Annotated in this window: 15 protein-coding genes and 3 rRNA genes; all 18 read right to left on the bottom strand. The window is 71.2% G+C overall.

Annotation, left to right across the window (positions count from 1 at the left end; all coding sequences use genetic code 11):
• Positions 1-5: 5 nt before the first annotated feature.
• The 18 genes from steA to B8281_RS14240 all read right to left on the bottom strand — a co-directional run bounded on the left by steA (position 6) and on the right by B8281_RS14240 (position 22,464).
• Positions 6-1,193: a putative cytokinetic ring protein SteA gene (gene steA, locus B8281_RS14150; protein WP_021482582.1), complete on the bottom strand. Its 1,188-nt coding sequence runs from the start codon at positions 1,191-1,193 to the stop codon at positions 6-8.
• A 6-nt stretch (positions 1,194-1,199) separates the two neighbouring features.
• Positions 1,200-2,930 (bottom strand): DNA repair protein RecN, encoded by a 1,731-nt coding sequence (gene recN / locus B8281_RS14155; protein WP_085388785.1) that lies wholly within the window; start codon positions 2,928-2,930, stop codon positions 1,200-1,202.
• A 2-nt stretch (positions 2,931-2,932) separates the two neighbouring features.
• Entirely contained in the window at positions 2,933-3,934 is a 1,002-nt protein-coding gene (locus B8281_RS14160; protein ID WP_034650767.1) for an NAD kinase, read from the bottom strand.
• Positions 3,931-4,986 (bottom strand): TlyA family RNA methyltransferase, encoded by a 1,056-nt coding sequence (locus B8281_RS14165; protein WP_232322578.1) that lies wholly within the window; start codon positions 4,984-4,986, stop codon positions 3,931-3,933. The genes B8281_RS14160 and B8281_RS14165 overlap by 4 nt, the downstream gene beginning before the upstream one ends.
• Before the next feature lie 2 nt (positions 4,987-4,988).
• A complete protein-coding gene (locus tag B8281_RS14170; protein WP_085388060.1) occupies positions 4,989-5,192 on the bottom strand; it encodes a hypothetical protein in 204 nt (67 codons plus the stop codon).
• Between the two features lie 148 nt (positions 5,193-5,340).
• On the bottom strand, positions 5,341-6,363 hold the full coding sequence (locus tag B8281_RS14175; RefSeq protein WP_043658028.1) for an HAD-IIA family hydrolase: 1,023 nt from the start codon (positions 6,361-6,363) through the stop codon (positions 5,341-5,343).
• On the bottom strand, positions 6,360-7,148 hold the full coding sequence (locus tag B8281_RS14180) for a hypothetical protein (protein ID WP_085951359.1): 789 nt from the start codon (positions 7,146-7,148) through the stop codon (positions 6,360-6,362). Before B8281_RS14180 ends, B8281_RS14175 begins: the two co-directional genes overlap by 4 nt.
• Before the next feature lie 960 nt (positions 7,149-8,108).
• Positions 8,109-8,225, bottom strand: a 5S ribosomal RNA gene (gene rrf, locus B8281_RS14190).
• A gap of 96 nt (positions 8,226-8,321) precedes the next feature.
• Positions 8,322-11,429: ribosomal RNA gene (locus tag B8281_RS14195) — 23S ribosomal RNA — on the bottom strand.
• A 469-nt stretch (positions 11,430-11,898) separates the two neighbouring features.
• Positions 11,899-13,420 (bottom strand): 16S ribosomal RNA (locus B8281_RS14200).
• The 16S, 23S and 5S rRNA genes sit together here, the layout of an rRNA operon.
• 614 nt (positions 13,421-14,034) lie before the next feature.
• Positions 14,035-15,294, bottom strand: a complete 1,260-nt coding sequence (gene tyrS, locus B8281_RS14205; RefSeq protein WP_085388061.1) for a tyrosine--tRNA ligase — start codon at positions 15,292-15,294, stop codon at positions 14,035-14,037.
• A 154-nt stretch (positions 15,295-15,448) separates the two neighbouring features.
• Positions 15,449-16,168, bottom strand: a complete 720-nt coding sequence (locus tag B8281_RS14210; RefSeq protein WP_085388062.1) for a DNA-3-methyladenine glycosylase — start codon at positions 16,166-16,168, stop codon at positions 15,449-15,451.
• Between the two features lie 61 nt (positions 16,169-16,229).
• A complete protein-coding gene (locus tag B8281_RS14215; protein ID WP_085388787.1) occupies positions 16,230-16,904 on the bottom strand; it encodes a uridine kinase in 675 nt (224 codons plus the stop codon).
• A 46-nt stretch (positions 16,905-16,950) separates the two neighbouring features.
• On the bottom strand, positions 16,951-18,405 hold the full coding sequence (gene argH / locus B8281_RS14220; RefSeq protein ID WP_085388063.1) for an argininosuccinate lyase: 1,455 nt from the start codon (positions 18,403-18,405) through the stop codon (positions 16,951-16,953).
• The gene (locus B8281_RS14225) at positions 18,402-19,631 is read right to left on the bottom strand and encodes an argininosuccinate synthase (protein WP_043655541.1); all 1,230 of its coding nucleotides are present in this window, start codon (positions 19,629-19,631) and stop codon (positions 18,402-18,404) included. The genes argH and B8281_RS14225 overlap by 4 nt, the downstream gene beginning before the upstream one ends.
• Before the next feature lie 87 nt (positions 19,632-19,718).
• Positions 19,719-20,255, bottom strand: coding sequence for an arginine repressor (locus B8281_RS14230; protein WP_074810086.1), 537 nt, complete (start codon positions 20,253-20,255; stop codon positions 19,719-19,721).
• A complete protein-coding gene (gene argF, locus B8281_RS14235) occupies positions 20,252-21,187 on the bottom strand; it encodes an ornithine carbamoyltransferase (protein WP_043655535.1) in 936 nt (311 codons plus the stop codon). The genes B8281_RS14230 and argF overlap by 4 nt, the downstream gene beginning before the upstream one ends.
• On the bottom strand, positions 21,187-22,464 hold the full coding sequence (locus B8281_RS14240) for an acetylornithine transaminase (RefSeq protein ID WP_157446728.1): 1,278 nt from the start codon (positions 22,462-22,464) through the stop codon (positions 21,187-21,189). The genes argF and B8281_RS14240 overlap by 1 nt, the downstream gene beginning before the upstream one ends.
• Positions 22,465-22,490: the final 26 nt, after the last annotated feature.

The raw sequence follows: 22,490 nt of genomic DNA on the forward strand, positions 1-22,490 counted from the left end.
CGGGATCAGCCGCCGCCCGAGAAGAGCGTCCCGATCCACGACCAGAGGTCGTCGAACCGGGCGCCCACGATCCCGAAGAACGTCTGGCCCGCCGCCGTCGACCACAGCGCCGCGACGACGGCGAGGAGCCCGGCGATCGACAGGAGCCAGAGCTGGAGGTTGGAGATCCGGTGCCGGTACAGGCGCGACACGCCCTTGGCGTCGACGAGCTTGCCGCCGACCCGGAGCCGGGTGAGGAACGTGCTCGCCATGCCCGCACGACCCTTGTCGAGGAACTCGACGAGCGTCGCGTGCGTGCCGACGGCGACGATGACCTCGGCGCCCTTGTCGTCGGCGAGGAGCATCGCGATGTCCTCGCTCGTGCCGGTCGCCGGGAAGACGACGGGCTCGACGCCGAGCTCCTGCACGCGCTCGAGGCCGGGCGCCTTGCCGTCGCGGTAGGCGTGCACGACGATCTCCGCGCCGCTGCTCAGCGCGCGGTCGGAGACCGAGTCCATGTCGCCGACGATCATGTCGGGCTTCCACCCCGCGTCGAGGATCGCGTCCGCGCCGCCGTCCACGCCGATGAGCACCGGGCGGTACTCGGTGATGTAGGGGCGCAGCGTCGCGAGGTCCTCGCGGTAGTGGTAGCCGCGCACGACGATGAGGACCTGACGCCCCTCGATGGACGTACGGATGTCCGGGACGCCGACGCCGTCGAGCAGGAGGTCCCGCTCGCGGCGCAGGTAGTTCATCGTGTTCTCGGCGAACGACTCGATCTCGACCGAGAGGTTGGCGCGCGCCTCCTCGAGGCTGCGCGCGACCGTCTCCTCGCTCTGCAGCACGCCCTCGGCGACGAGGTCGTCGCCCAGGTAGACCTTGCCGCCGTCGAGCCGCACCACGCGTCCCTCGGGGATCGCCATGATCGCGGGGCCGAGGTCGTCGACGAGCACGATGCCGGCCTCGACGAGGACGTCGGGGCCGAGGTTCGGGTAACGGCCCGAGACCGACTTGGCCGCGTTGAGCACGGCGGACGGCTTCGCGGCGACGAGCGCGTCGGCGGCGACCCGGTCGATGTCGACGTGGTCGATCACCGCGACGTCGCCCGGGTTGAGCCGCTTCGTGAGCGCCTTCGTGCGCGCGTCGACCTTGGCCGGGCCGAGCGTGCCGGACCCGGCCTCCGGCAGGGAGGCTTTGCGCAGAGTGAGTCTCATCGTGCCCTATCGTCCCACGACCGACGACTCCAGAAGCTCCACCGCGTGGCGGCGGGCCGCGTCGGAGTCCTCCTGGCCCGAGAGCATCCGCGCGAGCTCGCGGACGCGCTCCTCCCCCGTGACCTCGCGCACACCGGTGACCGTGACCGCGGTCGACGGGTCGCCCTCGCCCGACGCCTTCGTGACGACGAGCTGCACGTCCGCGAACGCCGCGACCTGCGCGAGGTGGGTGACGACGACGACCTGGGTGCGCCGCGCGAGCGACGCGAGCCGGCGCCCCACCTCCACGGCCGCCTTGCCCCCGACCCCGGCGTCGACCTCGTCGAACACGAACGTGGGCAGCACCTGGCCGGTGCCGTCGACGGCGGCCGTCGCGAGCGCGACCTCGATCGCGAGCATGACGCGCGACAGCTCGCCGCCCGACGCCCCCTTGCCCAGCGGGCGGGCGGGAGCGCCCGCGTGCGCGACGAGCGAGAACGTCACCGCGTCGACGCCCCACGGGCCGGGCTCCTCTGCCCGCTCGACGTCCACGACGAGGCTCGCCCCGCCCATCGCGAGCCCGCGCAGCTCGTCGGTCACGGCCGCGGCGAGCTCGGCGGCGGCCCGCTCGCGCGAGGCCGTGATCGCCGTGCCGAGCCGGTCCAGCTCCGCGTCGAGCTCGTCGCGGCGCGCCGTCGCGGCCTGGAGCCGCTCGCCGCCGTCGTCCAGGTCCAGGAGCCGCAGCCCCGCATCGCTCGCCCAGGCGAGGACGTCGTCGACCGTCTCCCCGTAGCTGCGCGTGAGCGTCCCCAGCTCGGCGAGGCGCGCGTGCGCGGACTCGAGACCCGCCGGGTCCGCGGCTAGGTCCTCGACGTAGCCCGAGATCTCCGTGGCCACGTCGGCCAGCACGTACCCCACCTCGGCGAGCCGCTCGGCGAGGCGGGCGAGCGCGGGGTCCGTCCCGGCCACCGACTCGAGCGCGCGGCGCGCGCGGTCGACCGACACGACGGCGTTCTCCTGCGGCTCCGCGGCCTCGTCTCCCGCGACGGCGTCGTGCGCGAGCTGCGCGGCGACCCGGAGCTCCTCGACGTTCCCGAGCCGCGCGACGAGCGCGGTGAGCTCGACGTCCTCGCCCGGCTGGGGCGCGACCCGCTCGACCTCGGCGAGCCCGAGGCGCAGCAGCTCCGCCTCACGGGCGCGCTCGCCGGCGCGCGTCTCGATGTCGTCGATCTGCGCCTGCAGCGCCGCCCGCTCGGCCCACGCCTCGCGGTACTGCCCGAGGAGCTCGGCGTGCTGCGGCCCGGCGAACGCGTCGAGCGCTGTGCGCTGTCGGCTCGCGGTGCGCAGCCGGAGCTGGTCCGACTGGCCGTGCACCGTGACGAGGTCGTCGGCGATCTCGGCGAGGACGCCCTGCGGGACGCTGCGCCCGCCGAGGTGCGCTCGCGAGCGGCCCTCCGCGGCGACCGTGCGCAGGATGACGACCGAGCCGTCGTCGTCGACCTGCCCGCCCGCGTCGTCGACGCGCTGCGCGACCGCCGGGCGGTCCGCGACGCGCACCCGGCCCTCCACGACGGCGCTCGCCGCGCCCGGTCGCACCGTCGCCGGGTCCGCCTTGCCGCCCATGAGCAGGCCGAGGCCGGTGAGGACCATCGTCTTGCCGGCACCCGTCTCGCCCGTGATCACCGTCAGCCCGGCGCCGACCGGGACGCGCGCCGACCGGATGACCCCGAGGTTCTCGATCGCGATCTCCTCGAGCACGCTCACTCCTCCTCGTCCGTGGTGCCCCCGTCGCCCGGGAGCCTGGCCGTCTCGCCCGCGCCGCCCGGAGCGGCGGCGGCGCGCTCCGCGGTGGTGCCCGCCGTCGCGGCGACGCTTGCCGCGCGCTCGCGCCACCCGACCACCGGCAGCGAGAACTTCGACACCAGCCGGTCCGTGAACGGCGCCGTGCTCAGGCGCGCGAGACGCAGCGGCGTGTCCGAGCGCCGCACCTCGACGCGCGAGCCGTTCGGCAGGTCGATGCGGCGGCGGCCGTCGCACGTGAGGACGCCCGACGACGCCGAGTCCGGCAGCACGTCGACCGTGATCGTCGAGCGGGGACCGACGACGAGCGGGCGCGCGAACAGCGCGTGCGCCGCGAGCGGCACGACGAGCACCGCGTCGACCTCGGGCCACATCACGGGCCCGCCGGCCGAGAACGCGTGCGCCGTCGACCCCGTCGCGGTCGCCGTGATGACGCCGTCGCACCCGAACGACGAGAGCGGGCGGCCGTCGACGCCGAGCACGACCTCGATCATGCGCTCGCGCTGCGCCTTCTCCACCGTCGCCTCGTTGAGGGCCCAGCCGACGAGCGGCTCCGGCTCTCCCGGCAGGTAGGCACGGACCTCGACGATCGTGCGCTCCTCGACCGTGTAGTCGAACGCCGCGAGGCGGCCGACCGCCGCGCGCAGGTCCTCGCGCTCGCTCTCCGCCAGGAACCCGACGTGGCCCAGGTTCACGCCCAGCAGCGGCACGCCCGTGCCGTGGGTGAGCTCCGCGGCCCGCAGGATCGTGCCGTCACCGCCGAGCACGATGACGACCTCGGACTCCGCGACGCCCTCGCGCGCCCGCGTGCGCGCCATGTGGTCGCCGAACGACTCCGCGAGGTCGTCGTCGTGCAGCGTCACCTCGAACCCGGCGCGCTCGAGCTCGCTCACCGCCTCGTGCAGCGCGACGACCGCCTCGGGGCGGCCGCCGTGGGTGACGATCAGGACGCGTCGCGTCACGCTGCTCCTCCGGTCAGGGGTCGGTCGGTGGTCTCGGGCACACCCGGTGCGGCGTGCGGTGCCGGCGGCGGGACGGCCGCGGCGGAGGGTCGATCGGGCGGTTCGGTGGACAGCTCGGCGGACGGGCCCACGGTGCGGGCGACCGCGACGACCGGGGGCGGGCCGCCGTCGGGCCCGGGCTGCCACGCGACGGCCTGCGCCGCGGCGCCCTCGAGCGCCTCGTCCTCGAACGCCGCGCCGTCGGCCCGGCCCGGGTCCCCCGCGCGCAGCCACCAGAAGTACTCGCGGTTGCCGCTCGGACCGGGGAGCGGGCTCGGCACGACGGCGATCGGCCGCAGCCCGACCAGCGCGGCGTGCCGCGCGACCGCGGCGACGACCTCGACGTGCAGCGCGGGGTCGCGGACGACCCCGCCGCTGCCGAGCCGCTCGCGGCCGACCTCGAACTGGGGCTTCACCAGCAGCAGGAGGTCCGTCCCGGGCCCGACGACGCCGGCCACGGCGGGCAGGACCATCGCCAGCGAGATGAACGAGAGGTCGCCGACCACGACGTCGGGCACGACGCCCACGTGCTCGGGCGACAGGTCGCGCACGTTGAGCCCCTCGTGCACGACGACGCGCGGGTCGGCCCGCAGCGCGGGCACCAGCTGGTCGTGGCCCACGTCGACCGCGACGACCTCGCGCGCGCCGCGCCGCAGCAGCACGTCGGTGAAACCACCCGTGGACGCGCCGAGGTCGAGGCATCGCGCACCGTCGACGACCGGGGCACGGGGCAGCCCCCCGGCCTCCGCCGAGCCTGCACGACCGGCCGCGTCCAGCGCGTCGAGCACGCCCGCGAGCTTGAACGCGGCCCGGGACGCATAGCCCGGGTCGTGCGGGTCGGGCGTCACCTCCACGAGGTCCTCGGGGCCGACGGCGGTCGACGGCTTGGTCAGCACCGTCCCGGCGCGCGTCACCCGGCCCGCCGCGACGAGCTCGGCCGCGTGCCGCCGTGACCGTGCGAGCCCGCGCCGGACGAGCTCGCCGTCCAGCCGGGCGCCGTCCCGCTCCCCCACGCTCAGTCCTCCGCGCGGGCCAGCTCGGCGACCAGCGCGTCGTGCACGGCCTCCAGCACCCCCACGTGGTCAGCCGTCGCGAGGCCGTCCAGCTCGGCGAGCCGAGCGAGGACCGGTTCGAGCGACACCTCGGCGTCGCCGACGCGCGCGTCGGCCGCACGGCCAGGGGGCGGACCGGGCACGGGTCGCTGCGGACCGTCCGTCATGTCCTGCCTCCTGTCTGGTCGCTCGTCGCCCGGGCGTCGTCCCGGGACCGCGGACCACGCTACCGGTAGCGTCCCACGGACGACCGCGCGCGGTGCCGGAAGCGCGCCGCGCGCCGTGCGCCGCCGCAGTGATCTGCCGCGCGTGCCGTCAGTGCGTCCCCACCGGGAGGTCGGGGACGCTCGCCGGGTCGACGGGCCGGCCGTCGTCGACCGCCGCCCAGGTGGCCGACGCCGCGGCTCGCACCGTGTCGATCGTCGCCGTGCCGCGCACGTCCAGCCGGAGTGCGCCGTCGTCGACGCGCGCCGCGCTGTCACCGCACGTCCACCAGCCCTCGGCGCCGCGCTCGGGCGCGGGGTGCGGCTCCAGGAGGCTGCGCAGGTCCGCCCCCACGTAGTGCGGCCGCAGCCCGGGCTCGGCGAGGATCGCGTCCCGCGCGGTGCTCACGCCCGTGAGCACGTGCAGACCGGGGTAGCCCCCGGCACGCGCTCCGGCGAGGTCGGTGTCCAGGCGGTCGCCGACGACCAGCGGCGCCCGCGCGCCCGCCCGGTCGATCGCGAGGCCGTACATCGTGGGCGACGGCTTGCCGGCGCTGTCGGGCGTCACGCCCGTGGCGGCCCGCACCGCCCCGACGAGCGACCCGTTGCCCGGCGCGAACCCGCGGGCCGTCGGGAGGGACAGGTCGAGGTTGCTCGCCACGTGCCAGGCACCGCGCTGGACGGCGTAGGCGGCCTCGGCGAGCTGGGTCCAGCCGAGCTCGGGCGCGAACCCCTGCGCGACGGCGTCCGGCTCGTCGTCCGCGCTCGCCACGACGACGAAGCCCGCCTCGCGCACCGCCGTCAGCAGACCCGCGCCACCGACGACGAGGACGCGCGCACCCGGCTCGAGCCGGGTCCGCAGGAGGGCCGCGGCGGCCTGCGCCGCGGTCATCACCTCGTCCGGCGTCGTCGGGATGTCGAGACCGGTGAGCTGCTCCGCGACCGACTCGGGCTCGCGGGACGCGTTGTTCGTCACGAAGACGAGCCGCATCCCGCGCCCCCGCGCGGCCGTGAGGCCCTCGGACGCGTGCTCGATCGGCTCGTGCCCGCGGTACGCGACCCCGTCGAGGTCGACGAGCGCGAGGTCGTAGCGGTCTGCGAGCGCGACGTCGCTCGCGAGCAGGCCCGCGCTCACCGGTCGTCCCCGTCCGTCTCGCGCTCGTCCGAGCCGGACGACGCCGACCCAGGCTCGACCGCCTCGGGCGCGCCGCCGCGCTCGTCGGTCGCGGCGTCGGGCTCTTCCGAGCCGTCCGCGTCCTCGTCCGCCTCCTCGAGCTCCTCGCTCAGGTCGTAGACGACGACGTCCTCGTCCTCCTCGCCGAGCGCGGCCGCCAGCAGGCGCGCGTCGATGCCGGCGAGGATCTCGGCGGCCTCCTCCGTGCGGCCGGCGAGCTCCAGGACGGACGCGCGCGCCTGGAGCACGCGGGCGCCGAGCTCGCCGCCGCGGCCGACCGGCGGCACGTTGTCGAGCGCCGCGAGCGCGGCGTCGAGCTCGCCGAGATCGACGCGCGCGCCGCTCACGACGATCGCCAGCTCGGTCCGGCCGACGTCGTCCAAGGTCGCGGCCTCGTCCGACGACGCGAGGGCGAGCGCGCGCTCCGGCCGCCCCAGGCCGCGCTCGCAGTCGGCCATGATCGGCAGGTGCTCCGAGGACCCGTTGAGACGGCGCACCGTGCGCAGCTCACGCAGCGCTTCGGCGTACCGTCCGGTCCGGTAGGCGGTCAGGCCCGCGGCCTCGCGCGCCACGTCGACGCGACCCGCACGACGCACCGCGGCCTGCGCGTGCTCGTACGCGAGCTCCGGGTCGGTGTCGATGAGGCGGCCCGCCATGACGAGGTGACGCCCGACGACCTCCGCGGTGTCCTTGCTCAGCGTCCGGAGCCTGCCGCGCGCCGCGCGGTCGAGCTGGGAGATCTGCACGTCCTCGGGCAGGTCCGGGCCGGCAGGGTGCCGGGGCTCGGGACGGCGGTCGAAGCCCTCGCGGTCGCGACCCGCCCCGGCGCGCGGGGCGTGACCCCGGCGCTCACCGCCGGGACGGTCACCGCCGCGGCGATCGTCGCGCGGTCCCCCCGGTCCCCGGCGCCCGCCCGCGGAGTCGCGGTCGAAGCGACCCCGACCCTCGTCGCCACCCCGTGCCGGACGGTCCGCACCGTCACGCCACGGGCGCGACCCGCTGTCACCGTCGCGAGGACGAGAGCGGTCGTCACGGCCTGCGCCGTACTCCCGCCGGGGACCACGCGACGCGTCGCCACGCTCGCCCCAGGCACCCCGACGCTCGGAGCGGTCGCCGCTCCGGGCGTCACCGGTGCCGCGAGGCCCGTCGCGACGGTCGCGGTCCGGGCGTCCGCCGGTACCGCGGCTCGCCCCGTCCCGCGCGGGCCGGTCACCGCCCGGGCGGCCACGGTCGTCGTCGCGCCGACCGCGGTATCCGCCCTCGCCCCGGCCCCGCTGGTCCCCGGCGCCTCGGCCCGCTCCCCGGGCGGGCCCGCCACGGCGGTCGCCCTGCCGGCCACGTCCCTCACGGGGAGGATCCTGCCGGCCGTCACGGTCGCGGCGACCGCCGCGGTCGTCGCCCGCGGACGGACGATCCGGCTCGGGCTCACGGGGGGTGTCGTTCACCGGGGTTCCCTCTCGTTCTGAAGTTTGCGCAGGCCATCCTCCCACGACGGGACGACGAGGCTCCTGCCGTGCCACCGGCGACCCGCTGACGATGCGGCAACCCGGCGTCCCTCAGGGCAGCGGATGCGCGGTGGCGTCCGGTCCGGTCGGCGGCTCTCGCACGCGCTCTGCACGGCGTGCTGCGGCACCAGCGAGTCGGCGTGCTGGGCGCGGAAATGCCGAAGGCCCACCCCGTGTGGGGTGGGCCTTCGGTGAAGGGTTGTCCGGCGGCGTCCTACTCTCCCACCCCGTCTCCAGGGCAGTACCATCGGCGCTGAAGGGCTTAGCTTCCGGGTTCGGTATGGGACCGGGCGTTTCCCCTTCGCTGTGACCGCCGTAACTCTGTTGAACCTCCTCGACACCGGGGCACCCCGTGTGGGGGTGTGGTGTTGGTGGTTCGGGAACCGCACAGTGGACGCGTAGCAAAGTGTGTTGGTGTTGAAGTTGTCGGCTGATTAGTACCGGTCAGCTGCACGGGTCTTTCGTCCCCGCTTCCACGTCCGGCCTATCGACCCAGTGTTCTGCTGGGTGCCTCTCACCCCGTAGGGTATGGAAACCTCATCTTGAAGCAGGCTTCCCGCTTAGATGCTTTCAGCGGTTATCCCTTCCGAACGTAGCCAACCAGCGGTGCTCCTGGCGGAACAACTGGCACACCAGAGGTTCGTCCGTCCCGGTCCTCTCGTACTAGGGACAGCCCTTCTCAAGTTTCCTGCGCGCGCAGCGGATAGGGACCGAACTGTCTCACGACGTTCTAAACCCAGCTCGCGTACCGCTTTAATGGGCGAACAGCCCAACCCTTGGGACCTACTCCAGCCCCAGGATGCGACGAGCCGACATCGAGGTGCCAAACCATGCCGTCGATATGGACTCTTGGGCAAGATCAGCCTGTTATCCCCGGGGTACCTTTTATCCGTTGAGCGACGGCGCTTCCACAAGCCACCGCCGGATCACTAGTTCCGACTTTCGTCCCTGCTCGACCTGTCAGTCTCACAGTCAAGCTCCCTTGTGCACTTGCACTCGACACCTGATTGCCAACCAGGCTGAGGGAACCTTTGAGCGCCTCCGTTACATTTTAGGAGGCAACCGCCCCAGTTAAACTACCCACCAGGCACTGTCCCTGGTCCGGATCACGGACCGAGGTTAGACACCCGAAGCGGCCAGAGTGGTATTTCAACGTTGACTCCACCCGCACTGGCGTACGGGCTTCACAGTCTCCCACCTATCCTACACAAGCCGCACCGAACACCAATACCAAGCTATAGTAAAGGTCCCGGGGTCTTTCCGTCCTGCTGCGCGTAACGAGCATCTTTACTCGTAGTGCAATTTCGCCGAGTTCGCGGTTGAGACAGCGGAGAAGTCGTTACGCCATTCGTGCAGGTCGGAACTTACCCGACAAGGAATTTCGCTACCTTAGGATGGTTATAGTTACCACCGCCGTTTACTGGGGCTTAAATTCTGAGCTTCACCCCGAAGGGTTGACCCGTCCTCTTAACCTTCCAGCACCGGGCAGGCGTCAGTCCGTATACATCGTCTTGCGACTTCGCACGGACCTGTGTTTTTAGTAAACAGTCGCTTCTCCCTGGTCTCTGCGGCCGTCCACGCTCCCACCGCGAGGGTGTTCACGCTTCGGGCCCCCCTTCTCCCGAAGTTACGGGGGCATTTTGCCGAGTTCCTTAACCACGATTCTCTCGATCGCCTTAGTATTCTCTACCTGACCACCTGAGTCGGTTTGGGGTACGGGCGGCTAGAACCTCGCGCCGAGGCTTTTCTTGGCAGCATAGGATCACCCAGTTCGCGCTTGTGCGCTCACCGTCAGCTCTCAGCCTTCATGTCGGGCGGATTTGCCTACCCGACGGCCTACAGCCTTGGACGTGGTCTACCATCGCCACGCCGGGCTACCTTCCTGCGTCACCCCTGTTAATACGCTTACCTACTACCGGATTGGGTCCCGCGCGCCCCTGCCCGGTGACCCCGAAGGGTCGATGGGCAGGTTTGGGCGGTCAGCATCACCGGGCTCGGTATGGGCGGTTCTTCGCCGGTAGGAGAATATCAACTCCTTGTCCATCGACTACGCCTGTCGGCCTCGCCTTAGGTCCCGACTTACCCAGGGCGGATTAACCTGGCCCTGGAACCCTTGGTCATTCGGCGGACGGGTTTCTCACCCGTCTTTCGCTACTCATGCCTGCATTCTCACTCGTGTGGGCTCCACCGCTGGGTTCCCCCGCGGCTTCACCGCCCACACGACGCTCCCCTACCCACCTGCGCCTCTGGACCACGAAGGCCTGAGTTGAGCGCAGATGCCACGGCTTCGGCGGTGTACTTGAGCCCCGCTACATTGTCGGCGCGGAATCACTTGACCAGTGAGCTATTACGCACTCTTTCAAGGGTGGCTGCTTCTAAGCCAACCTCCTGGTTGTCTGTGCAACTCCACATCCTTTCCCACTTAGCACACGCTTAGGGGCCTTAGCCGGTGGTCTGGGCTGTTTCCCTCTCGACTACGGAGCTTATCCCCCGCAGTCTCACTGCCACGCTTTCACTTACCGGCATTCGGAGTTTGGCTGACGTCAGTAACCTTGTAGGGCCCATCGGCCATCCAGTAGCTCTACCTCCGGCAAGAAACACGTGACGCTGCACCTAAATGCATTTCGGGGAGAACCAGCTATCACGAAGTTTGATTGGCCTTTCACCCCTAACCACAGGTCATCCCCCAGGTTTTCAACCCTGGTGGGTTCGGTCCTCCACGCGGTCTTACCCGCGCTTCAACCTGCCCATGGCTAGATCACTTCGCTTCGGGTCTAGACCCAGCGACTATGGGCGCCCTGTTCGGACTCGCTTTCGCTACGGCTTCCCCACACGGGTTAACCTCGCCACTGAGCACTAACTCGCAGGCTCATTCTTCAAAAGGCACGCTGTCACCCCAGCCAAGGAGGCTCCAACGGATTGTAGGCACACGGTTTCAGGTACTATTTCACTCCCCTCCCGGGGTACTTTTCACCTTTCCCTCACGGTACTGGTCCGCTATCGGTCACTAGGTAGTATTTAGGCTTAGCAAGTGGTCTTGCCAGATTCACACGAGATTTCTCGGGCCCCGTGCTACTTGGGATCCCCTTCGGGAGGCCGCACCATTTCGTCTACCGGACTCGCACCGTCTGTGGTCCGCCTTTCAATGCGGTTCGACTATGACACGGCTTTCTTACTCCCCGGTGGACTGTCAGATCCACCAGAAGGGTCCCACAACCCCGAACACGCAACGCCTGACAGCTTGAACACGCGCCCGGTTTGGCCTCATCCGCTTTCGCTCGCCACTACTCACGGAATATCTCTTCCTGTCGGTACTGAGATGTTTCACTTCCCGACGTTCCCTCCACACACCCTATATATTCAGGTGCGGGTCACACGACATGACTCGTGCGGGGTTCCCCCATTCGGAAACCCTCGGATCACAGCTCGTTTGCCAGCTCCCCGAGGCTTATCGCAGGCTACCACGTCCTTCTTCGGCTCCTAGTGCCAAGGCATCCACCCTGTGCCCTTAAAAACTTCAACAAAAACAACAAAACTGCAGAGAACCAAGAACCACACCCCAAAGGGTGCGTCTTGATCTTTACAAAGATGCTCGCGTCCACTGTGCAGTTCTCAAACAACCAACGACCCCGACCCCACCAGACCCGCCTACCCCACCCACACCCTCATACAAGAGCGCAGACGAAGCGGTTCGTGGTCCAAGGACCGGCCCGTACCAGGCACCCCACCAACCGGTGGCCGGTGACCTGAGGACCCAACAGTGTGCTCGACAAGCCCCCCAGTCTCACCCGTGATGTTCCACCACCACCCACACGAACCCCGAAGAGACACGTGCGAGCCGGCAGGTACTGACACCAGCAAGACCAAGAAAGCTCTTTCGTCAATGTTCCACCCATGAGCAACCACCCACCACACGGACGGCGATGGCGTGGCACCTGAACCACCCACCCACCGGCAAACACCGGCAAGGCGAGGGTTGGTAGCTCCTTAGAAAGGAGGTGATCCAGCCGCACCTTCCGGTACGGCTACCTTGTTACGACTTAGTCCCAATCGCCAGTCCCACCTTCGACCACTCCCCCCGCGAACGGTTGGGCCATGGGCTTCGGGTGTTACCGACTTTCGTGACTTGACGGGCGGTGTGTACAAGGCCCGGGAACGTATTCACCGCAGCGTTGCTGATCTGCGATTACTAGCGACTCCGACTTCATGGGGTCGAGTTGCAGACCCCAATCCGAACTGAGACCGGCTTTTTGGGATTCGCTCCACCTTACGGTATCGCAGCCCTTTGTACCGGCCATTGTAGCATGCGTGAAGCCCAAGACATAAGGGGCATGATGATTTGACGTCATCCCCACCTTCCTCCGAGTTGACCCCGGCAGTCTCCCATGAGTCCCCGGCATAACCCGCTGGCAACATGGGACGAGGGTTGCGCTCGTTGCGGGACTTAACCCAACATCTCACGACACGAGCTGACGACAACCATGCACCACCTGTGCACGAGTGTCCAAAGAGACCACCATCTCTGGTGGCTTCTCGTGCATGTCAAGCCTTGGTAAGGTTCTTCGCGTTGCATCGAATTAATCCGCATGCTCCGCCGCTTGTGCGGGCCCCCGTCAATTCCTTTGAGTTTTAGCCTTGCGGCCGTACTCCCCAGGCGGGGCACTTAATGCGTTTGCTGCGGCACGGAACTCGTGGAATGAGCCCCACACCTAGTGCCCAACGTTTACGGCATGGACTACCAGGGTATCTAATCCTGTTCGCTCCCCATGCTTTCGCTCCTCAGCGTCAGTTGCGGCCCAGAGACCTGCCTTCGCCATCGGTGTTCCTCCTGATATCTGCGCATTCCACCGCTACACCAGGAATTCCAGTCTCCCCTACCGCACTCTAGTCTGCCCGTACCCGATGCAAGCTCGAGGTTGAGCCTCGAGTTTTCACACCAGACGCGACAAACCGCCTACGAGCTCTTTACGCCCAATAATTCCGGACAACGCTTGCGCCCTACGTATTACCGCGGCTGCTGGCACGTAGTTAGCCGGCGCTTCTTCTGCAGGTACCGTCACTTGCGCTTCTTCCCTGCTGAAAGAGGTTTACAACCCGAAGGCCTTCATCCCTCACGCGGCGTCGCTGCATCAGGCTTTCGCCCATTGTGCAATATTCCCCACTGCTGCCTCCCGTAGGAGTCTGGGCCGTGTCTCAGTCCCAGTGTGGCCGGTCGCCCTCTCAGGCCGGCTACCCGTCGTCGCCTTGGTAGGCCATCACCCCACCAACAAGCTGATAGGCCGCGAGCCCATCCCTGACCGAAAAACTTTCCAACCACCCCCATGCGAAGGCGGCTCATATCCGGTATTAGCCCCGGTTTCCCGGAGTTATCCCGAAGTCAAGGGCAGGTTACTCACGTGTTACTCACCCGTTCGCCACTAATCCGCCCAGCAAGCTGGGCATCATCGTTCGACTTGCATGTGTTAAGCACGCCGCCAGCGTTCGTCCTGAGCCAGGATCAAACTCTCCGTAAATGAACAACGCCCACCACCAGGACAAAACCCAGCAGTGAACAATCCATACGAAGCGAACCCCAACAGGGTTCACAAAACTGGCATCAACACGAAAGATGACATCATCTTCCGAAATCAACCAAAGGAATCCCAGACACAACCAACCCAACCACCCGGACGGGCAACCAGGCCAGCCATGCCACAGGGACAAAAATTTGGCATTGACTAACAAGCACACTGTTGAGTTCTCAAACAACCGACACACACCAACTCAGCACCACCCGACCGGGCAGAACCTCGCTTGGGGCAACTTCTCTAATCTACCAGATCCTCGGTGTCCCTTCCAACTCGGTGTTCCGAGCTCGGAGGGCCGGCCGTGGAGCCAGCAGCCTCGAACATCCTCAGGGCGCGCGAAGCACCCTGTCGATCTTCGAGGGGACCGCCCGGGGGACCAGCCACCGTCTCGGATGATCGAGACCCGGTGTCCGTTCCTCCCTGCCGGGCGAACGTCGAGAACACTACACGCGCTCCGCGGGAGTGCCAAATCCGCTCCGTGCCGCCCTCGCGGGACCCGACGCAGGAGGGGCCGGCACCGCTCGACGCGGCCCGGCCCCTCCTGTCCCTCGCCCTCCGGATCAGCCGGCGACGGCGACCCCGAGGGTCTTCTTGCCCCGGCGCAGCAGCGCGAACCGTCCGTGCAGCAGGTCGTCGGCCCCGAGCGTCGCGTCCTCACCGGTGACCTTGACGTTGTTGACGTACGCGCCGCCCTCCGCGACCGCGCGGCGTGCCGCCCCCTTCGACGCGACGAGGCCCGCCGCCACCAGGAGGTCGACGACCGGGTCGCCGACCTGCGCCGTCGCGCGCGGCAGCTCGGCGACCGCCGCCTCGAGCGTGCGCTCGTCGAGGGCGTCGAGCTCGCCACGCCCGAAGAGCGCCTGGCTCGCCGCGATGACCGCGTCGGTCGCCGCCGCCCCGTGCACGAGCGTCGTCACGTCGGCGGCGAGCGTGCGCTGCGCCTCCCGTGCCCCCGGCCGCTCCCGGACCGCGGCCTCGAGCTCCGCGATCTCCTCGCGCGAGCGGAAGGTGAAGATCTTCAGGAACCGCACGACGTCGTCGTCCGCCGCGTTGAGCCAGAACTGGTAGAACGCGTACGGGCTCATCATGTCGGCGTCGAGCCAGACCGCGCCGCCCTCGGTCTTGCCGAACTTCGTGCCGTCGGCCTTCGTGATGAGCGGCGTCGTCATGACGTGCACCGACGCGCCCTCCGTCCGACGGATGAGGTCGACGCCCGAGAGCAGGTTGCCCCACTGGTCGTTCCCGCCCGTCTGCAGCGTGACCCCGTGGCGCAGGTACAGCTCGTGGAAGTCGATGCCCTGGAGGATCTGGTAGCTGAACTCCGTGAAGCTGATGCCCTCGTCCGAGCTCAGGCGGCGCGCCACCGTGTCCTTGGCGAGCATCGTGCCGAGGCGGTAGTGCTTGCCCACGTCGCGCAGGAAGTCGATCGCCGACATCTCCGAGATCCAGTCGAGGTTGTTGACGACGCGCGCCGCGTTCTCCCCCTCGAAGTCCAGGAAGCGCGAGACCTGGCCGCGCAGACGCTCGGTCCAGTCGGCGACCGTCTCCTTCGAGTTGAGCACCCGCTCCCCCGACTGGCGCGGGTCGCCGATCATGCCCGTCGCGCCGCCCACGAGCGCGATCGGCCGGTGGCCGGCGAGCTGGAGGTGGCGCAGCAGGAGGAGCTGGACCAGGTGCCCGTGGTGCAGGCTCGGCGCGGTCGGGTCGAAGCCGCAGTAATAGGTGATCGGGCCCTCGGCCAGCGCGGCGCGCAGCGCGGCCTCGTCGGTGGACTGCGCCACCAGGCCCCGCCATTGCAGCTCGTCGAGAACGTCGCTCACTTCTGCTCCTTCGTCGAGTGCCCGCCGTGCGGGCACGAGGGTGCGGCCCCGTCCGGGCCGCGGGTCCTAGTCTGCCGTGCCGGACGCCGTCGCCCCGCCACCGCCCACCTCACGGGCGGCGCCGGACCGTGTGCCGCGGGTCGACGACCCCGGCTCAGCGGGACCGCGCGCTCACGCGGCGGTAGGCGGACACCGTCGGGTCCCCCGCGAGCCAGTAGCGCCAGGGGAACAGCTCGCCGTCCCCGCCGTCGCCCGACACGCCGACGCGCGGTCCCGTGGCGATCGGCGGCCGGTGCGGCCCGTCCGTCGCCCGGTGCAGCACGAGCTCGCCGTCCGGGTCCGTCAGCTCCGCGCCGTAGTGGCGCAGGTCGAGGTCGAGCGCGACCGCGAGGCGCGCCGGGCCGCGCGCGATCTGACGGTCCGAGTCGCACCGGCCCGCGGCGACCCGGCGGGACCGGGCGAGCCCGACGCCGTCGGTCACCTCCCCGGCCCTCAGCAGGACGGCGGACGCGCGGCCCACCGGCCCGCACACGACGTTGACGCAGTGGTGCAGACCCAGGTGGCGGTAGACGTAGAGGCGACCCGGCTCGCCGAACATGGCGCGGTTGCGCTCCGTGCGCCCACGGAACGCGTGGGAGCCCGGGTCGCGCTCGCCGTCGTACGCCTCGACCTCGGTGATCCGCAGCGTGACGTCGCCCTCGGCGCTGCGCCGCGTGAGCAGGGCGCCCAGGAGGTCGCGCGCGACCTCGTGCACGTCACGCGCGTACCAGCCGCGCGCCGGTGCGTCCCACGGCCCGACGACGCGCGCGCCCCCGGCCCCGATCGTCCCCGTCGGCGCGTCCGCCGGAGCTTCCGTCGCAGTGCTCGTCACCATGTCTGCCGCACTGTCCGTCCAGGCCTCCGCCGGCATGCCACCACCTCCCGTCCCGGGCAATCTACGCCTCGCCGCCCACGCCCGTGCGGGGCGCGGTCGGGCACGGGCCGGGCGCCGTCCGCCCGGTGCGCACGAGCCGACCCCACCCGTCGAGGACGACGTCCGCGCGCTCGCGCGTGGCGTTGCGGCGGTAGTGCTCGCGCTCCGCGGCCATCCACGCGAGCCAGTGGTCGCGCTGGTCCTCGCCGTCCCGGTCGAGGCCGCGCCGGAGCCGGACGTCGTCCGGCGCCTCGACCCACACGCGCAGCGCCGCGACCTCGTCGGCCTCGCGCCGCCCCGCCCCGCAGCCCTCGACCACGAGGTACGGCGCGACCGGGACGTCGTGCCGCTCGGCGAAGCGGTCGAGGTGCCAGTCGTACCGGCGGTACCGCCCGGCCCGGCCCGCGGCGAGCGGCGTCAGCACCCACGCGTCGAGCCGCGCCCAGGCGGGCTCGAGCCCGCGCCAGCCCTCGTAGAGGTCGTCCATGTGGAGCACCTGGGCGGGCAGCGCGTCCCCGAGCTGGGCGGCGAGCGTCGTCTTGCCCGAGCCCGCGGGCCCGTCCACCACGACGAGGCGCGTGCCCGACGTCGTCCCCTCCCCCGCGGTGACCGCGCCCGGGCCGGGCGGGCCGAGGCGCGGGACGGCGTCGCGCACCCGGCGGACGAGCTCGGCGAGGACGTCCGGACCGACGCTCACGCCCGCACCGCCGGGCACGCGTGCCGCACCGCGAGCCGGGGCACCGTCAGTCCTGGGCCCAGAAGCGGTACTCGGCCGAGCGCTCCTTCGCGGCTTCGAGCTGCTCGGCGACCCGCACCGGGGCGGTGCCGCCCACGGCGTCGCGCGACGCAAGGGAGCCCTCGACGCTCAGCACGTCGCGCACGCCCGGCGTGAGGTGCTCGGAGATCGACGCGAGGTCGTCGTCCGAGAGGTCCCACAGCTCGATGCCGCGCTCCTCGCACGTGCGCACGCACGCGCCCGCGACCTCGTGCGCGACGCGGAACGGCACGCCCTCGCGCACGAGCCACTCGGCGACGTCCGTCGCGAGCGAGAACCCCTGCGGCGCGAGCGACGCCATCCGGTCGGTGTCGAACTCGAGGGTCGCGACCATGCCGGAGAACGCGGGCAGGAGCACCTCGAGCGTGTCGACCTGGTCGAACACCGGCTCCTTGTCCTCCTGGAGGTCGCGGTTGTACGCGAGCGGCAGGCCCTTGAGCGTCGCGAGCAGGCCCGTCAGGTCGCCGATGAGGCGGCCCGCCTTGCCGCGCGCGAGCTCGGCGACGTCCGGGTTCTTCTTCTGCGGCATGATGCTCGACCCCGTGGAGTAGGAGTCGTGCAGGCGCACGAAGCCGAACTCCTTCGTCGCCCAGAGGATGACCTCCTCCGCGAGGCGCGAGAGGTCGACCCCGAGCATCGCGGCGACGAACGCGAACTCCGCGACGACGTCGCGCGACGCGGTGCCGTCGATCGAGTTCTCGACCGGGCCGTCGAACCCGAGCTCGGCGGCGACCGCCGCCGGGTCCAGGCCCAGCGACGAGCCCGCGAGCGCCCCCGACCCGTACGGCGAGCGCGCGGCGCGCACGTCCCAGTCGATGAGCCGGTCGACGTCGCGCAGCAGCGGCCACGCGTGGGCGAGCAGGTGGTGCGCGAGGAGCACCGGCTGGGCGTGCTGGAGGTGCGTGCGGCCGGGCATGGCCGCGCCCGGGTGCGCGGCGGCCTGCTCGATGAGCGCGTCGACGACGTCGAGCACGAGTCGCGCGATCGTGCGCGCCTCGTCGCGCAGGTACATGCGCGTGAGCGTCGCGATCTGGTCGTTGCGCGACCGGCCCGCGCGCAGCTTGCCGCCGAGCTCGGGCCCGGCCCGCTCGATGAGCCCGCGCTCCAGCGCGGTGTGCACGTCCTCGTCGTCGTCGGCCGCGACGAACGCGCCCGACGCGACGTCCTCGCGCAGGCGCTCGAGCGCGGCGAGCATGCCGTCGAGCTCGTCGTCGTCGAGCAGGCCGGCCGCGTGCAGGACCTTCGCGTGGGCCTTCGAGCCCGCGACGTCCTGGCCCGCGAGGCGCCAGTCGAAGTGCGTGGACTTGCTCAGCGCGGCCAGCGCGTCGGCGGGGCCGCCCGCGAACCGGCCGCCCCACAGGCTGACGCGCGCCGTCTCGGTCGGCTCGACGGCGGTGCCGTCCTGGTCGTCGTGCGTGCTCACAGCGCTCCCGTCCCGAGGTCCACACCGTTGCCGAACTTCTCGTCGCGCGCGGCGGCGAGCTTCGCGGTGAGACCGTAGATCTCGATGAATCCCTTGGCCTGCGACTGGTCGAACGAGTCGCCCTCGTCGTACGTCGCGAGGTTGAAGTCGTAGAGGCTCGCGTCCGAGCGCCGGCCCGTGACGGTCGCGCGCCCGCCGTGCAGCACGAGGCGCACGTCGCCGGACACGTACCGCTGCGTGTCGTCGACGAACACGTCGAGCGAGCGCTTGAGCGGGCTGAACCACATGCCGTCGTACACGAGCTCGGTCCAGCGCTGCTCGACGCCGCGCTTGAAGCGGGCCTGCTCGCGCTCGAGCGTGACGTTCTCGAGCTCCTGGTGCGCGGCGATGAGGGCGATCGCGCCGGGCGCCTCGTAGACCTCGCGCGACTTGATGCCCACGAGGCGGTCCTCGACGATGTCGATCCGCCCGACGCCCTGGGCGCCCGCGCGGCGGTTCATCTCCTGGATCGCCTGGAGCGGGGTCACCGCGACGCCGTCGAGCGCGACCGGGACGCCCTGCTCGAACGTGACGACGACCTCGTCCGCGACGGGCGGGAACGTCGGGTCGTCGGTGTAGTTGTAGACGTCCTTGGTCGGCGCGTTCCAGATGTCCTCGAGGAAGCCGGTCTCGACCGCGCGCCCCCAGACGTTCTGGTCGATCGAGAACGGGTTGTGCTTCGTCGTGGCGATGGGCAGCGCGTGCTTCTCCGCGTACTCGATGGCCTTCTCGCGCGTCAGCGCGAGGTCGCGCACGGGCGCGATGGTCTTGAGCTCGGGCGCGAGGGACGTCGTCGCGACCTCGAAGCGCACCTGGTCGTTGCCCTTGCCGGTGCAGCCGTGCGCGACCGTCGTCGCGCCGAACTGGCGCGCCGCGCGCACGAGGTGCTTGACGATGACCGGGCGCGACAGCGCCGAGACGAGCGGGTACCGGTCGAGGTACAGGGCGTTCGCGCGCAGCGCGGGCATGCAGTACTCCGCGGCGAACTCGTCGCGTGCGTCGGCGACGTACGCCTCGACGGCGCCGCAGTCCAGGGCGCGCTGCCGGATGACCTCGAGGTCCTCCCCGCCCTGGCCGACGTCGACCGCGACGGCGACGACCTCGGCGCCCGTGGCCTCGGCGATCCAGCCGATGGCCACCGACGTGTCCAGGCCGCCCGAGTAGGCGAGCACGACGCGTTCAGTCATGACGGTCTCTTTCTGTGACGTGCGGGTGGGGTCCGGGGTCCAGTCTCGCAGGGCGCCGCGGCCGCGCGGGGCGTGGTCCGACGGCGGTCAGTCCGGCGTGCCGGGGACGGGCCCGCCGTGGGGTCCGGAGAGCTCGAGGAAGCGCCGCGCGAGGTCCGCGCCGCCGTCGGGGTCGCGCGCGATGACGAGGATCGTGTCGTCGCCCGCGATGCACCCGAGGACGTGCGGGAGCACGGAGTGGTCGATCGCCGACGCGAGGTAGTTCGCGGCACCGGGGGGCGTGCGCAGCACGACGAGGTTCGCGGACGCCTCGGCGGACACGAGCATCTCGGAGCACAGGCGCGCGAGCCGGGCCGCGAGGTACTCGGGCGACTCCGCGGTCTGGACGCTGCGGTCCCCGCCCTCCCCCGGCACCGCGTACACGAGCGCGCCCGAGGCGCCGCGCACCTTCTCCGCGCGCAGCTCGATGAGGTCGCGCGAGAGCGTCGCCTGCGTCACCGACAGGCCCTCGCGCTCGAGCTCGCGCGCGAGCTCCGCCTGCGAGTGGATCTCGGTGCGGCGCACGATCTCGGCGATGCGCGCGTGGCGCGCCGTCTTCGTCGTCGCCGTGCGGGGCTCGGTCACGACCGCTCCAGGAGGAACGTGAGCAGCGCCTTCTGGGCGTGCAGCCGGTTCTCCGCCTCGTCCCACACCGCCGAGCGGGGGCCGTCGATCACCTCGGCGGTGATCTCCTTGCCGCGGTAGGCGGGCAGGCAGTGCAGCACGATCGCGTCGGGCTGCGCGTGCGCGAGGAGCTCGTCGTTCACCTGGTACGGCACGAACGGCAGGGCGCGGTCCTCGGCCTCCGCCTCGTCGCCCATCGACACCCACGTGTCGGTCGCGACGACGTCCGCCCCCGCGACGGCCTCGACCGGGTCGGACGTGACGAGCACGGAGCCGCCGGTCTCGGCGGCGATCCGCTCGGCGTCGGCCACGAAGACGGGGTGCGGCGGGTATCCGTCCGGCGTCCCCACCCGCACGTGCAGGCCCGCTGTCGCGCCGCCGAGCAGGTAGGAGTGCGCCATGTTGTTCGCGCCGTCGCCGACGTACGCGAGCGTCTGGCCCGCGAGCGCCCCCGTCCCGCCGCGGAGCTGGGCGATCGTCAGGAGGTCCGCGAGGATCTGGCACGGGTGGAAGTCGTCGGTGAGCGCGTTGACGACCGGGACCCGGCTGATCGCCGCCATCTCCTCGATCCGGTCCTGGCCGAACGTGCGCCACACGATCGCGGACGCCTGCCGGTCGAGGACGCGCGTGACGTCCGCGACGGACTCGCGCACCCCGACCTGGGCGAGCCGGCCGTCCACGACGACCGGGAAGCCGCCGAGCTCAGCGATGCCCGTCGCGAACGAGAGCTGCGTGCGCAGCGTCGGCTTGTCGAACAGGACGGCGACGCCCTGCGGTCCGGCGAGCGGCTGGCGGAACGTGCGGTCGTCGCGGAACGCGAGGCCGATCTCGAGGACCTGACGCTGCTCGGCGGGCGTGAGGTCGTCGTCGCGCAGGAAGTGCCGGGGGGCCATCAGGAGCTCCTCGTCGTGGGGGCGGTCGTGGGGTCCGTGTTGGGCTCGGACGTGGTGCTCGTCGTGGGGGCGGTGGGTGCGCCGGCCGGGTCGGCGGCGTCGGGGACCTCGACCGCGGCGAAGAACGCGACGACGTCGCGCGCCTGGTCGGGCGTGAGGACGAGCGGCGGCGCGAGCCGGATCGCGTCGGGCGCGACGGCGTTGACGACGAAGCCCGCGTCGAGCGCCGTGCGCGCGACGTCGGCCGCGACGGGCCGCGTGAGCTGGACGGCGAGCAGGAGCCCGCGGCCCCGCACGCCCGCCACGAGCGGGTTCCCCGCACCGGCGATGCCGTCGCGCAGGAGCGCCCCGACGGCCCGCACGTTCTCGAGGAGCCCGTCGCGCTCGATCACCCCGAGCGTCGCGAGCGCCGCGGCGGCCGCCACGGGGTTGCCGCCGAAAGTCGTCCCGTGCTGGCCGCGGCCGAGCAGCGTCGCCGCCCGCTCGCCGTACGCGACCACCGCGCCGACGGGAAACCCGCCGCCGAGGCCCTTGGCGAGCGTGACGACGTCGGGCACGACGCCGCCGCCCACCTCCGGCTGCTGGTAGGCGAACCACGAGCCGGTGCGCCCGACGCCGGTCTGCACCTCGTCGAGGACGAGGAGCGCGCCGTGGCGCGCGGTGAGCTCGCGCGCGGCGACGAGGTAGCCCGGCGAGAGCGCGCGCACGCCCGCCTCGCCCTGCACGGGCTCGACGACGAGCGCGGCGACCTCGCCGCGGGCCGCCACCGCCGCGGGCGAGAAGGTCTCCTCGAGCGCGGCGACGTCGTCGAACGCGACGAACTCGACGCCGCCCGGGAGCGGCTCGAACGGCTCGCGGTACGCGGCCTTCGACGTCAGCGCGAGCGCGCCCATCGTCCGCCCGTGGAAGCCGCCCTGGAGCGCGAGGACCCGCGTCCGACGCCCCGTGTCATTGTTCCGACGAGCCATCTTGAACGCCGCCTCGTTCGCCTCGGTGCCCGAGTTCGTGAAGAACACGCGCGACCCCTCGGGCGCCTCCGCGAGCGCGAGCAGGCGCTCGGCGAGCGCGATCTGCGTCGGGGTGCCGAAGAAGTTCGAGACGTGCCCGAGCGTGCCGAGCTGGGCCGAGACGGCGGCCGTGAGCGTCGGGTGGGCGTGGCCGAGCGCGTTGACCGCGATGCCCGCGAGCAGGTCGAGGTACCGCTTCCCGTCGGCGTCCCACACGTACGCGCCCTCGCCGCGCACGAGGACGCGCTGCGGCGGGCCGAACGTGTCCATGACCGCGTGGGTGTAGCGGTCGGTCC

Origin of the sequence: Cellulosimicrobium sp. TH-20 (assembly GCF_002105775.1) — a bacterium.
Classification (GTDB): domain Bacteria; phylum Actinomycetota; class Actinomycetes; order Actinomycetales; family Cellulomonadaceae; genus Cellulosimicrobium; species Cellulosimicrobium funkei.